Here is a 12,623-nt window from a genome sequence, read left to right as displayed (position 1 = left end):
GTCATGCTGAAATGAAGGTCTAGTTAAAGCCATTGGTGGGGCAATGTCGGCTCCGCAGAAAGGGCGTCGTGCTGAAATGAAGGTACTAGTTAAAGCCGATGCATAATAAACCGCCCCGGAAAAGATCCTGGTTCGCTCTGCATTAAGCCTCTGTCATTTTCTTTATCATTACTATGGTGGTATTCCAATAGAAGTTAAGATGATGATAAATAGTTGTTGTAGGGAAATTGGCGATGGTTAACGACAATAATGTTTTTTCGCCCTCAGGTTCCAATACAAACCGGATAATGGAGTGGTTTTCTGCAGTATCAGGCAACCTTGATATGGAGCTTAAAAAGTTATAGCTAACAGCCTGCCCTGGTGAATACTCCAGCACAATACCTGTATTCTCAAACGGGACATGGTGAAAGCCGCTGATCACTATCGGAGATCCTGGTTCCCAGGTAGTTTGAATTTTCAGTTCAAGTTCGGGGCCTCCCATCCATGTTGTCATCAAATCAATGTTTGTAACCGAGTTCCATACTTCCGTTACCGGAGCGTTGATGATGATGCTTTTATTTATAATTGCCTCCATGCGATCGTTCATTGCCTCGTCATTTTCTTTATCAGGGAAATCTGCCCGAGGTGATAATGTGTATGCTCAATCACTCCCAGCAGGTTCCGGTAGTAGCTTCCATATTTAGGATCCGCAAAATCACAGAACAATACAGCATCGTCCAGGGTATCAATGGCGGCTGCAAGTTGTTCCGCTTCGGCAAAACATTTGGTTACCAAATCCTGCCAGGCTTCTTCGGAAGATACCGGCGCCAGGTCAAAACTAAATTTATCATGTGCATTTAAAGGATTGCCCTGCAACACATTCAGGATGGCGCCAACATAGTAGTTAATATGAAAAACAAGCACAGCGATGGTATTCAGGTCCTGCACCTTTGCGGTAGCCTGTTGCCAGCCGACGTTTGCCAATGTGTCTTTCAGGTTTACACTGGTCCAGTTGCCTCCGAAATGAACATCCCTGAAATGCTTTGAAAGTTGTTTAACTGAGTTCATGGTTTATCTGATGAATAAATAAAGGTAATAAAGAGATGATCATAAAAATTGAATAGCTTTAAGCATTCAAAATTATGTCGGTGATGGAAGAGGAAATCTTTGAAGCATCAGAAGGCCGGTATGAAACTTTTCGTGGTACCGTACAATTCCTGAAGAAAAAAGCAGCGGAAAACAATACGATTGTCACTCATGCACAGATAGCAGGGAAGCTCAATATCTCATTGGACGAATTTAATACCTGCTATATAAGCGATAAAGCGCCTCCTGAATTGTTTCCGCTGCTCCGTTCTCAATATCCCAATCTCATTGGCAAAATAACGATGGAAGTTTTTTGGTTTACCCAGGAAATTCAAGCGCCTGAAACGCCAATGCCCTGGGAAGATGAAGAAGAATAAAATCGCTTTGTGCATCAGAACGGGTGGTAACGCATACCGCCATCAACCGTGGCAACGCTGCCGGTAACGTACCGCGCACGGGGCGATACCAGGAATACCGCCATATTAGCCATATCCTGCGGTTCCCCGAAATCGCCCAGCGGAATTTCACGCTCCGCAAACTTCCGCCGTTCATCGCCGGGGAAATACGGACGGATATTTTCCGTGTCAATAAGACCGGGCTGCAGGCAGTTGACCCTGATACCATACTGCCCCAGTTGCCCCGCCAGCTGTTTGGACCAGGCCACTACCGCCGCTTTAGCCACTGCCGAAACATTAAGGGTCCGCAATTCATAGGTACTGACCAGGTTCAGGATCACGCCTTGCCTGCGTTCTATAAAATGCGGCAGCAACTCCTGTGTGAGCTGCCGGTGTCGCTCAAAATCCAGCGTCATGGATTCTTTCCAGGTATCTTCCGGTCCAATAACATCCACCGGGCGGCTGCGGCCCGCATTATTGACAAGGATATCTACATGGCCCAGGCCGGATAACGCCGCAGCGGCAATTTTCTGCGGACCGTCTGTGGCTACAAAATCCTGGATCAGTGTTACCGGCTCCACTCCTCCTGCGGCTGCCACTTCTGCTTTTAAACTATTCAGCAAATCTTCATTTCTTGCTACTGCCAGCACCTTTACGCCTTCCATAGCCAGTTCCTTTACAATGGCGCGGCCAATTCCCTGGCTGGCGCCTGTTATCACGGCTGTTTTTTCTTTCAGATACAGATCCATACTTTTTGTCTTGATAAAGATGAATAAATAATGCCCTTGAGCACTTTGAAAATTTCTTTGTAAAAGTAACGGGCAGCATCTAATTTTATAGGTTATACAACCAATTGTACGGTACTAACAAACATGTAAGTAATGGCAACCAGGAAGCAAAACTCCACATATACACGCAATGAAAACATCATTATTGAATGCGATCTTACCTATGCGGTGAACAAGATCGGGGGCAGATGGAAAATATTGATCCTGAGTAAACTGGAGCAGAAAAAAATGCGGTTCAGTGAACTGAAAAAAGAATTTTTCTATATCACCGAACGCATGTTAACCCTGCAGCTGCGGGCACTGGAACAAGACGGACTTGTGAAACGAACTGTGTACGCGGAAGTGCCTCCGCGGGTGGAGTATGAACTCACGGAAATGGCGGCAGAATTTGGCCCCATCTTCAAACAACTGAGTGAATGGGGAGGTAAACACCGGAAATTGGTGAACAACCATGATTAATTATTACAAACTCATTTATGGGGCTGGACAGCGTAGAACTATTGGTAACGTTTGAAGAATATTTCGGTATCGGGATTCCTGATGCGGAAGCGGAAACTATTTTTACGGTACAGGATATGGTTGATATCATAGCAAAGCACCTGGATATTACAGATAATAGTGAAGACCTTAAAAATCACATCTTCCAAAATATTAAAAACAGCACATTGGTTAACCCCGGTATAGCACTCACGGATAACATCTCCGCCTATATTTCTCCGCAGGATCACCAAACCTGGTCCGCGCTGGAACATCATTTACAGCTGAACATTCCCCGGCCTGCTACAAAGACGGGGATCTTTACCCCGTTACGCGATTATGAATGGGAAATGATTACCGCCGGCCAGTTCGTCGATGTTATATGTGCACACCATTTCAAGGCGCTTACAAGCGCTGCCAATATTAAAAGTAAATACGAAATATATATTATCGTAATGGGGATTACTGCAGATAAAACAGGGGTCGACTACTACGACATCCTCCCCAATAAATCTTTTACAGGTGATTTTGGTATCGATTAACCCTTTCGCCGCATACATTATCCCATTTCACCATATACAATAAAATCGCTTCCACCCAAAAAATAACACTTTCTTCACAAGCCGGGGGCACGTTTTTTCCATTTGCTATCAAACTTTTATTACTTTTGGCCCCCGAATGAGAGTAGCTGTATTTTTCGCATATTTGTGTTTCCTCCTGCTCAGGGGGGAGGGCTATGCTTTTACCGCGGCTCATCATAACAACCCGGACTCCCCGCTCAAAAATATCCAGCACCAGCACAGAATCAAATTCCTGGATACCAACCAGGATTATTCTACTATCAACAGCCCGGACCTGGAAGAAGATTGCCTGATCAGTGAAGATATTGATGAAGATGATGCCAGTAATTTTCTTGCCAGGAAATACAGGTTGCTTACCAGCTATTACCTTACGCTCACCAGTCCGGATGTTTTAAGCTATCTCTACAAATGCCACAAAGCCCCTCCACCCTTCCGGGGCCAGCTTTCCGATATATACATTACACACAGTGTTTTAAGGATCTGATCATTCATATACTTCAGTTACCGGGGATGACCATGCGTGCCTGGAGGATGTGTATTGATATTACGCTCCTCCTGCTCCACAGTTCAGGCATTATCCTGGTAACTGACCCCGCTTATTGTCCATAGGCATCCCTGCCTCACGAGCATACCATCGCTTTAATATCCATTTAATATCATGAACAGAATTGTCATGTTTGCGGGCTTGTTTGTCGTATTAAGCTACACAAGCTGTAAACCAAAAGAAGAAGTAAAAGAAGAAGCCGGCAAATTCACTGTTACCAGCCCGGTAAGGATTGATACTTCATTTACCAACGAGTATGTTTCACAGATAAAATCTGTAAGGAACATTGAAATCAGGGTCCAGGAAAGAGGCTACCTCCAGAACATTTATGTGGACGAAGGCCAGTTCGTAAAAGCCGGTCAGCTGCTCTTCAGGATCATGCCGAAAATGTTTGAGGCGGAACTCCAAAAGGCGGAAGCAGAAGCCAAAGCAGCTGAAATAGAACTGCAGAACACCAAAACCCTGGTGGATAAAAACATCGTTTCCAAAAACGAACAGGCAGTAGCACAAGCTAAGCTGGACCAGGCAAAAGCCGAAATGGCCCTCGCCAAACTGCACCTGTCGTTCACCGAGATCAGGGCGCCGTTCGATGGCACCATTGACCGTATCCCGTTCAAACTGGGAAGCGTTATTGACGAAGGCGGGCTGCTGACCAGTCTGTCAGACAACAGCCAGATGTTCGCCTACTTCAATGTGTCCGAACCGGAATACCTCGACTATGCCACCAATACCAAAGGCCGCGGCAGCAATAAAGTAGGCCTGCTGCTGGCCAATAACCAACCGCTTCAGTATAAGGGCGATGTGGAAACCATTGAAAGTGAATTTAACAACGAAACAGGCAACATCGCGTTCAGGGCAAGGTTCCCGAACCCGGATAAGCTGTTGAAAAACGGGGAAACAGGCAAGGTACTGATGACCATACCGCTTAAAAATGCGTTAGTGATCCCACAAAAAGCTACCTACGAAATACAGGATAAACTGTATGTTTTTGTGGTAGATAACAACAATAAGGTAAGATCCAGGAACATTGCCATCCGTGGCCAGATGCCCGATATGTACGTGGTTGAGAACGGCCTTTCAGAAACCGACAAAATAGTGCTTGAAGGTGTGCAAAAGGTAAAAGATAATGACAAGATCAATTACGATTACCAGAAACCAGCCGAAGTTATTTCCAATCTGCGATTAAAAGCGGAATAGTAGTTCAAGTCCAAACCAGCCTAGTGCCATGCTTAATAAATTTATACAGCGACCGGTGCTGTCCATAGTTATATCGCTTATTATCGTTTTTCTCGGAATACTGGCCATATCACAATTACCTGTCACACAGTTTCCATCCATCTCGCCCCCAAAAGTGAATGTAACGGCGGAATACCCCGGGGCCAACGGTGAACTGATGATCAAATCCGTGATCATTCCGCTCGAAAGGGCCATCAACGGTGTTCCGGGAATGAAATATATTGCCTCAGACGCCGGTAACGATGGAGAAGCTTCCCTACAGGTGGTTTTCAACCTTGGAACCGATCCCAACCAGGCATCATTGAATGTACAGAACCGCGTGGCCTCCGTAGTAAATAAACTGCCGCCACTGGTAGTACGTGAAGGTGTTAAGATCACCCGCGAGGAATCCAACATGCTCATGTACATCAACCTTTACAGCGATGATCCGCAAACCGACCAGAAATTCCTTTTCAATTTCGCAGACATCAACATCTTATCGGAATTAAAAAGAGTAGATGGCGTTGGCTATGCCGATATCCTTGGTAACCGTGAATACGCCATGAGGGTTTGGCTGAAACCGGATCGTATGCTGGCGTACAAGATCTCCGCCGATGAAGTGATGAAAGCGCTCGGAGAACAAAGCCTGGAAGCATCTCCCGGTAAAACCGGCGAAAGCTCCGGTAAAAGATCCCAGACGTTTGAATACGTATTGAAATATCCCGGCAGGTTCACGAACAAGGAAGGATACGAAAACGTGATCCTGCGTTCCAGCCCCAACGGCGAAATACTCCGCCTGAAAGATGTGGCAGATGTGGAGTTCGGAAGCTCCATGTACGATATCTATTCCAACCTGAACGGTAAACCTTCCGCAGCCATTGTACTGAAACAATCGTATGGAAGTAATGCCAGCCAGGTAATTAAGGATGTAAAGGCGAAGATGAAAGAGATCAAAGCCAACTCCTTTCCGAAAGGAATGGATTATGAGATCAGCTATGATGTATCCAAATTCCTCGACGCTTCTATTGAGAAAGTAATTCATACCCTGGTGGAAGCCTTTGTGCTGGTAGGTTTGGTGGTGTTCCTGTTCCTGGGCGACTGGCGCTCTACCATCATTCCTGCCATGGCGGTGCCGGTATCGCTGATCGGAACGTTTGTGTTCATGCAGTTCCTGGGCATCACGCTGAACCTCATCACCCTCTTTGCCCTGGTACTGGCTATCGGTGTGGTGGTGGATGATGCCATTGTAGTGATTGAAGCGGTGCACGCCAAAATGGAAGAGGAACATCTTTCGCCGCTAAAGGCTACCAAAAAAGCGATGCATGAAATTGCCGGGGCTATTATTGCCATCACGTTCCTGATGGCGGCGGTGTTTATACCGGTCGCCTTCATGTCCGGCCCTGTAGGGATATTCTACCGGCAGTTTTCCATCACCATGGCCACTGCTATTATCCTTTCGGGTGTGGTGGCGCTCACGCTTACACCAGCGCTTTGCGCCATGATCCTGAAGAATACGCACGGGAAACCCAAAAAGCAAAACGTGCTGGATAAATTCCTGGCCGGCTTTAATAACTCTTTTAACCGTACATCAGGAAAGTACCAGAAAATACTGGGCACCATCGTTAACCGCAGGGTAGTCACCTTTGGTGTACTGGCAGCTTTCTGCGCCGGTATATGGTTCATGAACAAAACCGTTCCTTCGGGCTTTATTCCCAATGAAGACCAGGGGATGTTCTACGCCATTATCCAAACCCCGCCCGGATCTTCACTGGAAAGAACCAACCAGGTTGCGGAAAAGCTGCAGAAAGTTGCAGAAGGCGTGGAAGGGGTGCAATCCGTTTCTTCCCTGGCAGGTTATGAGATCCTTACAGAAGGAACAGGTTCCAACTCGGGCACCTGTCTTATTAACCTGAAAAGCTGGGAAGACAGGAAACATTCTGTCCAGGAGATCATTGATGAACTGGAAGAAAAATCGAAAGACATTACCGGCGCCACTATTGAGTTCTTCCAGCCGCCAGCCGTACCTGGTTACGGCGCTGCCGGTGGTTTTGAGCTACGCCTGCTCGACAAAGCCGGGTCGGGCGACTATAAAAAAATGGAAACCGTGAGCAGGGATTTTGTGAAGGAACTGAGTAAACGCAAGGAATTATCGTCGGTATTCACTTTTTACAGCGCCAGTTTCCCGCAGTATATGTTGCGGATCGATAATGACCTTGCACAACAAAAGGGCGTGAGCATCGATAATGCCATGAACACGCTTTCTACACTGGTAGGAAGTAACTATGAGATCAGCTTCATCAAATTCGACCGGCAGTATAAAGTGATCGTGCAGGCATCGCCGCAGTACAGGGCCCTGCCGGATGATATCCTGAAGTTGTACGTGAAAAACGACCGTGATGAAATGGTGCCGTTTTCTGATTTTATGAAGATGGAAAAAGTATATGGCCTCTCGGAAATCACGCGGCACAACATGTACAACGCGTCTGAGATAAGTGGTGCAGCCGCTCCCGGTTACAGCAGCGGTGAAGCTATTAAAGTGATCAGCGAAGTGGCGCAGAAAACTTTACCAAGAGGGTTTGGGATCGATTGGGCAGGTATTTCGAAAGATGAGGTGGCACAGGGTAACCAGGCCATTTACATCTTCCTGATCTGTCTTGGTTTCGTATACCTGATCCTGGCTGCACAATATGAAAGTTTCATCCTGCCGCTGGCGGTGATCCTTTCATTGCCGCCGGGTATTTTCGGTGCATTCTTCCTGCTGAAGTTACTGGGGCTGGAGAATAATATTTACGCGCAGGTAGCTATGGTAATGCTGATTGGTTTGCTGGGTAAGAATGCTGTACTGATCGTAGAGTTTGCCGTGCAAAAACACAGCTCCGGGGAAACCGTACTGAGAGCGGCCATGGAAGGCGCAAAGGTGAGGTTCCGTCCCATCCTGATGACATCCTTTGCATTTATAGCGGGGCTGATCCCGTTGGTGGTGGCCACGGGCCCGGGCCGGCTGGGGAACCGCACCATTGGTACTGCTGCCGCAGGTGGTATGCTTTTCGGAACCATTTTCGGGGTGCTGATCATACCCGGGCTGTACTATATATTTGGCCGGCTGGCAGAAGGGCATGCGCTGGTGAAAGATGAAGAAGAGAATCCTTTAACAGAAGAAATTGATCACAATGTATAAATTCAGGATACATAGCGGCATCGGCCTGCTGAGCGCCTGCCTGGCCATTGCCAGCTGCAGGGTGCCGGCGGTGATGCCCATGGCAGGAAACGCGGTGCCCGCATCCTTTGGTAACAATAGCGATAGCACCAATATGTCGGCCGCCATCGAGTGGCGGAGATTTTTTACAGATCCCAACCTGGTAAGCCTGCTGGATACTGCCGTGAAGAATAACCAGGAGCTGATGGTGACCTTACAGGAAATTGAAATTGCAAGAAATGATATCCGTTCCAGGCATGCTGCATTGCTGCCGGTTGTTACTGCCGGAGCAGGCGCCGGTGTGGAAAAAGTAGGAAGGTACACCAGCCAGGGCGCAGGCGACGCCTCTACCGAAATCACGCCCGGTAAAGAAATGCCGGATCCGCTGGCAGATTATACCATTGGCATTAATGCCAACTGGGAAATTGATATCTGGAAAAAACTGCACAACGCTAAAAAAGCTGCAGTAGCCAGGTACCTGTCGTCCGTAGAAGGCAGGAACTTTGTGCTCACCAACCTGGTAGCAGAAGTAGCCAATTCTTATTACGAACTGCTGGCCCTCGACAACCAGCTGGTGATCGTAAAACAAAATATCGATCTGCAAAAAAATGCGCTTGAAATTGTAAAGATCCAGAAAGAAGCAACCCGGGCAACCGAACTGGCAGTGCAGAAATTTGAAGCTGAAGTGCTGAACTCCCAAAGCCTGGAATTTGATATCCGCCAGAAGATCAAAGAAACAGAAAACAGGATCAACTTCCTGCTAGGCCGTTATCCGCAGGAGATCCCGCGCGATAAAGGTAATTTCTTAGCCTCATTACCGCCGCAGGTGAATACGGGTATTCCTTCACAATTAATGGCCAATCGCCCGGATATTAAAAAGGCGGAACTGGACCTGGCGGCGGCTAAGCTGGATGTAAAAGTGGCCCGTGCAGAATTTTATCCGTCGTTCGGTATTTCAGCCGGGCTCGGATTCCAGGCGTTCAAGCCCTCCTACCTGTTCAGGCTCCCCGAGTCGCTGCTGTACTCTCTTGCCGGCGACCTGGCAGGACCGCTCATTAACCGGAACGCTATTAAAGCGGAGTTCAACAGCGCCAATGCAAGGCAGTTGCAGGCCATGTACAATTATGAGCGGACTATCCTGAATGCTTACTTCGAAGTGTCGAACCAGCTTTCCAATATCAGCAATCTTGAACAGAGCTATAGCCTGAAATCCAAACAGGTGGACGCCCTTACAAGGTCCATTGATATTTCAACAGACCTGTTCAAATCGGCCAGGGCTGATTACTTTGAAGTACTGATGACACAGCGGGATGCGCTGGAAAAAAAACTGGAACTGATTGAAACGAAAAAGGAACAGCTGAATGCCGTGGTGAATATTTACCGCGACCTTGGCGGTGGATGGAAGTGATAAGGGAAAGTAAAAGAGCCGGCTTATCACAGCCGGCTCTTTTATTTTAAAGTGTTTAGTTAGCTTACGCGCCGGGATCTTTCCCCCAACATACGTACGTAACCTATCATGGCAAGGAATAACACCAGGCAGAAAAAACTGCACACGGCCACTGCCCATCCCGGCATATCCGGCCGGAGCCCCATAAAATACTGTACCAGCGCATAGCCCATTCCGCAAAAGAAGAACAGCATCCCTAAAGGGAAAATAAAATACATTAATAGCTTCATCCCGAGGGCAAAGTACCAGTCCATTTTTACATTCATTGCATACAGGATACCTCCTGTAACAAAGTAACCCATCACCAGCAGCATTACCACACCGCCTCCTATCAGCAGGTACTTGCCTCCTGAAAATTCTTCCGCGCGATCCATGCCGGGTTCGTAGCCAACTGTTACCATTTCGCCTATTTCCCTTTTGCCTGAAGAGGATATGTCTGTTTCAATTTCTACCGGCGTGCCATCTTTCAATGTAAATGCCACAGTAGATTTGTACATGGTAGTGGTACGCCTTGTTTTGCTGTCGTAGTCCTGGTAAGAAGAAATACTTACCACCTTTCCCTGGTAACGTGGCAGTTTAAAAGAATTGATCACAAATCCGCCCAGGAAGCCGGCCAGCACCGAAGATAAGGTAAGAAGACAAAACACTACCAGCGATATATAACCGATACTGATACAGCCGATGTTGCCACTGCGGTTATTCCGTTTTAATATTTTTACGGCCACCAATACCGATAAAACCATAAATGCTATCCCGGTCCATCCGTAACCGGTAATGCGTAGTAAAATCATTTCCATATTTGCTGTTGTAGGGGTTAACGCCCGGTAATTCCCGCGCAAAATAAGCAGGCTTTTCCATAACTCCTTCTATATGCGCATTTTTGATAGCACTTGAAAAGATTGACAAGGTATGATTAAGCCGGTTACTTTGCATGCAGCACAGTGGGTGCATACCCGAAGTGTTTTTTGAAGGCATATGAAAAATGGGAAAGGTTTTCGAAACCTGCCTCCACAAATACGTCTATGGGTTTGCGCTGCTTTTCAGTAAGCTGGTAATGCGCCAGTTCCAGCCTTTTTTGTGTAAGCCATTTCTGTGGCGTGGTGTTAAAGGCTTTCTTAAAATCCCGCCTGAAGGTGGCCAGGCTGCGGCCTGTGAGGTAGCCAAATTTCTCCAGCGGCATATTGAACATATAATTGCGCTGCATAAAATCCGTGAGGTTTATTTTACCCGGCTCTTCAAAATCAGCCAGCAGGCTATCCAGGTTTTTGTCGATAGTTCTCAGGATGGTAATGGCTTCCTCTATTTTAAGGGCCGCAATCTTTTCCGGTAAATCTGTTTCCAGATCAAAGTAAGGGATCAGGGAAGCAAAGCAACTTTCCAGTAAGGGATGCTGATCAAACATCCTTATGTTTTTCAAGGGCGATGGCCTGCCGGGCGCCGGTTGGTTGCTGCGGTAAAAATCCTTCAGGCGGGGCTGTGTAAGATGCATGGCCACAGATTGATGGGGCTTCCCGTCTTTCGGGTAGTTGATCACTGTGGCCAGCTGGTTGCGTGGTATCAGGAAAATGTCGCCTGCATTAAACACATGTGTATTATCGGCCAGTACAATCTTTGTTTCACCTGAAATGAACCACACCAGTATATGATGTTCAAATACCACTTCGGTTCTGAAAAGCCGGCCGGTATACGTTGACAGCTTAATGTCGGGCGTTATATATTTTGTTTCAAATTCCATGTACGTACACAATTTACAAAATAAAAGATCAGCCGGCAGTAAATACGATCCCTGTCATTTGTTCGCTGAGAGCCCACAGTTTCACAGCATTGAGGGCATCTAACGAGTACGGCTGTACGCCTCTTAACAACAAAGGCTCATCGTAGCTTTGTGCAATACTGCCGTTATCCAGTTCTGCGATATCGGCGTTTTCGCAATACACGCCGCCTATACCATCTAATTGGCTGCTGGTAGCGCACCACACGGTAGTAGCTGCACCCTGTGGAATAGTTTTCAGTTTGGCCGCCACCTCCGGGAAAATATTACCATCGGCATCATGGGTGCCCATTTGCTGAAATAAGGCCATTGGCGCTACGCGTCCGAGGTCGGTGCCATTTACCGAACCGGGATGTAGGGAAAAGGCCCTCACTCCCGCTGCTTTACCGCGATGGTCCAACTCCACGGCAAACAGGTTATTAGCTGTTTTCGACTGCCCATACCCCTGTAGTGTATCATACTCACGGACCAGGAAATTCGGATCTTCAAAATTAAAAGACGCCATCTGGTGACCATAGGAAGATACGCTGATCACTCTTGCTCCGCCCGCATTCCTTAACGCTGGCCAAAGCCTTGCCGTTAGCTGGAAATGCCCCAGGTGATTGGTGGATAGCTGCGATTCATACCCCCGTGTATCTCTTTGCAGCGGTACCCACATAATGCCGGCGTTGTTGATAAGGAGGTGAAGCGGTTTGCCGGTGCGAAGGAACTTTTCCGCGAATGCGTCTATAGATGCCGGATCTGCGAGATCCATCGCTTCAATGGTTACATTTTCCACGCCTGCCAGGTTCTTTACCGCCTTGCCGGTATCGCGGGCGGGTACGGTTACCTCAGCGCCTGCCGATACCAGGGTTTTTACAGTTTCCAGGCCTATACCTGCGTACCCGCCGGTAACAATTGCCGTTTTACCGCGGAGGTCAATTCCCCTGATCACATCCGCTGTTGTTGACAATGCGTTGAACCCGGAACCAATGGGTTGTTGCAGCGCACCGTTGTAATTGTCTTTCATAATCATTGATTTTATGAAGCAAAGGTAAAAGCCGCAGGAACAACCCACTTTGTTTAAAACGTCAAATCGTTTTGTTTTAAACGTCAGAAATAAAATGATCTGCTTATCATCTTCCTAAAATATTCTAATTATTAT

General features: G+C 47.3%; 13 protein-coding genes. 7 read left to right on the top strand and 6 right to left on the bottom strand.

The genetic code is table 11. The features are described from left to right. Nucleotides 1-142: 142 nt before the first annotated feature. Both VN105_RS13320 and VN105_RS13315 read right to left on the bottom strand, forming a co-directional pair. Nucleotides 143-574 carry an SRPBCC family protein gene (locus VN105_RS13320; protein ID WP_325641633.1) on the bottom strand — a complete coding sequence of 144 codons (432 nt, stop codon included), beginning with the start codon at nucleotides 572-574 and terminating at the stop codon, nucleotides 143-145. Between the two features lie 8 nt (nucleotides 575-582). Next, the gene (locus tag VN105_RS13315) at nucleotides 583-1,047 is read right to left on the bottom strand and encodes a DinB family protein (RefSeq protein WP_325641631.1); all 465 of its coding nucleotides are present in this window, start codon (nucleotides 1,045-1,047) and stop codon (nucleotides 583-585) included. A gap of 83 nt (nucleotides 1,048-1,130) precedes the next feature. On the opposite strand from VN105_RS13315, the gene VN105_RS13310 reads away from it, so the two are divergent. Then, nucleotides 1,131-1,442, top strand: a complete 312-nt coding sequence (locus VN105_RS13310) for a hypothetical protein (protein WP_325641629.1) — start codon at nucleotides 1,131-1,133, stop codon at nucleotides 1,440-1,442. A 14-nt stretch (nucleotides 1,443-1,456) separates the two neighbouring features. Here VN105_RS13310 and VN105_RS13305 read toward each other — a convergent pair whose 3' ends face one another. Continuing rightward, nucleotides 1,457-2,209 carry an SDR family NAD(P)-dependent oxidoreductase gene (locus tag VN105_RS13305; protein ID WP_325641627.1) on the bottom strand — a complete coding sequence of 251 codons (753 nt, stop codon included), beginning with the start codon at nucleotides 2,207-2,209 and terminating at the stop codon, nucleotides 1,457-1,459. Between the two features lie 132 nt (nucleotides 2,210-2,341). Here VN105_RS13305 and VN105_RS13300 point away from each other — a divergent pair, with 132 nt between their 5' ends. The 6 genes from VN105_RS13300 to VN105_RS13275 all read left to right on the top strand — a co-directional run bounded on the left by VN105_RS13300 (nucleotide 2,342) and on the right by VN105_RS13275 (nucleotide 9,669). Next, nucleotides 2,342-2,707, top strand: a complete 366-nt coding sequence (locus VN105_RS13300; protein ID WP_325641625.1) for a helix-turn-helix domain-containing protein — start codon at nucleotides 2,342-2,344, stop codon at nucleotides 2,705-2,707. A gap of 17 nt (nucleotides 2,708-2,724) precedes the next feature. Continuing rightward, on the top strand, nucleotides 2,725-3,267 hold the full coding sequence (locus tag VN105_RS13295) for a hypothetical protein (RefSeq protein WP_325641623.1): 543 nt from the start codon (nucleotides 2,725-2,727) through the stop codon (nucleotides 3,265-3,267). 136 nt (nucleotides 3,268-3,403) lie between these two features. After that, a complete protein-coding gene (locus tag VN105_RS13290; RefSeq protein WP_325641621.1) occupies nucleotides 3,404-3,790 on the top strand; it encodes a hypothetical protein in 387 nt (128 codons plus the stop codon). A 174-nt stretch (nucleotides 3,791-3,964) separates the two neighbouring features. Further along, a complete protein-coding gene (locus VN105_RS13285) occupies nucleotides 3,965-5,047 on the top strand; it encodes an efflux RND transporter periplasmic adaptor subunit (RefSeq protein WP_325641619.1) in 1,083 nt (360 codons plus the stop codon). A 28-nt stretch (nucleotides 5,048-5,075) separates the two neighbouring features. Continuing rightward, on the top strand, nucleotides 5,076-8,243 hold the full coding sequence (locus VN105_RS13280) for an efflux RND transporter permease subunit (RefSeq protein ID WP_325641618.1): 3,168 nt from the start codon (nucleotides 5,076-5,078) through the stop codon (nucleotides 8,241-8,243). Further along, on the top strand, nucleotides 8,236-9,669 hold the full coding sequence (locus VN105_RS13275) for a TolC family protein (protein WP_325641617.1): 1,434 nt from the start codon (nucleotides 8,236-8,238) through the stop codon (nucleotides 9,667-9,669). Before VN105_RS13280 ends, VN105_RS13275 begins: the two co-directional genes overlap by 8 nt. 59 nt (nucleotides 9,670-9,728) lie before the next feature. Here VN105_RS13275 and VN105_RS13270 read toward each other — a convergent pair whose 3' ends face one another. From VN105_RS13270 to VN105_RS13260, 3 genes are all read right to left on the bottom strand, one after another. Next, complete coding sequence (locus VN105_RS13270; RefSeq protein WP_325641616.1) at nucleotides 9,729-10,505, bottom strand: hypothetical protein; 777 nt, start codon at nucleotides 10,503-10,505, stop codon at nucleotides 9,729-9,731. 125 nt (nucleotides 10,506-10,630) lie between these two features. Further along, nucleotides 10,631-11,443: a helix-turn-helix domain-containing protein gene (locus VN105_RS13265; RefSeq protein ID WP_325641614.1), complete on the bottom strand. Its 813-nt coding sequence runs from the start codon at nucleotides 11,441-11,443 to the stop codon at nucleotides 10,631-10,633. Between the two features lie 28 nt (nucleotides 11,444-11,471). Continuing rightward, on the bottom strand, nucleotides 11,472-12,488 hold the full coding sequence (locus VN105_RS13260) for an SDR family NAD(P)-dependent oxidoreductase (protein ID WP_325641612.1): 1,017 nt from the start codon (nucleotides 12,486-12,488) through the stop codon (nucleotides 11,472-11,474). Nucleotides 12,489-12,623 lie beyond the last annotated feature (135 nt).

It is taken from the genome of Chitinophaga sp. (assembly GCF_035564935.1).
Classification (GTDB): Bacteria; Bacteroidota; Bacteroidia; order Chitinophagales; family Chitinophagaceae; genus Chitinophaga.
This window is presented reverse-complemented; position numbering and strand designations above follow the sequence as displayed.

Bases quoted from the DNA above. Each gene is read 5' to 3' on its own strand.
- VN105_RS13320 (WP_325641633.1), bottom strand. From the start codon at position 574: ATGGAGGCAATTATAAATAAAAGCATCATCATCAACGCTCCGGTAACG.
- VN105_RS13315 (WP_325641631.1), bottom strand. From the start codon at position 1,047: ATGAACTCAGTTAAACAACTTTCAAAGCATTTCAGGGATGTTCATTTC.
- VN105_RS13310 (WP_325641629.1), top strand. From the start codon at position 1,131: ATGGAAGAGGAAATCTTTGAAGCATCAGAAGGCCGGTATGAAACTTTT.
- VN105_RS13305 (WP_325641627.1), bottom strand. From the start codon at position 2,209: ATGGATCTGTATCTGAAAGAAAAAACAGCCGTGATAACAGGCGCCAGC.
- VN105_RS13300 (WP_325641625.1), top strand. From the start codon at position 2,342: ATGGCAACCAGGAAGCAAAACTCCACATATACACGCAATGAAAACATC.
- VN105_RS13295 (WP_325641623.1), top strand. From the start codon at position 2,725: ATGGGGCTGGACAGCGTAGAACTATTGGTAACGTTTGAAGAATATTTC.
- VN105_RS13290 (WP_325641621.1), top strand. From the start codon at position 3,404: ATGAGAGTAGCTGTATTTTTCGCATATTTGTGTTTCCTCCTGCTCAGG.
- VN105_RS13285 (WP_325641619.1), top strand. From the start codon at position 3,965: ATGAACAGAATTGTCATGTTTGCGGGCTTGTTTGTCGTATTAAGCTAC.
- VN105_RS13280 (WP_325641618.1), top strand. From the start codon at position 5,076: ATGCTTAATAAATTTATACAGCGACCGGTGCTGTCCATAGTTATATCG.
- VN105_RS13275 (WP_325641617.1), top strand. From the start codon at position 8,236: ATGTATAAATTCAGGATACATAGCGGCATCGGCCTGCTGAGCGCCTGC.
- VN105_RS13270 (WP_325641616.1), bottom strand. From the start codon at position 10,505: ATGGAAATGATTTTACTACGCATTACCGGTTACGGATGGACCGGGATA.
- VN105_RS13265 (WP_325641614.1), bottom strand. From the start codon at position 11,443: ATGGAATTTGAAACAAAATATATAACGCCCGACATTAAGCTGTCAACG.
- VN105_RS13260 (WP_325641612.1), bottom strand. From the start codon at position 12,488: ATGAAAGACAATTACAACGGTGCGCTGCAACAACCCATTGGTTCCGGG.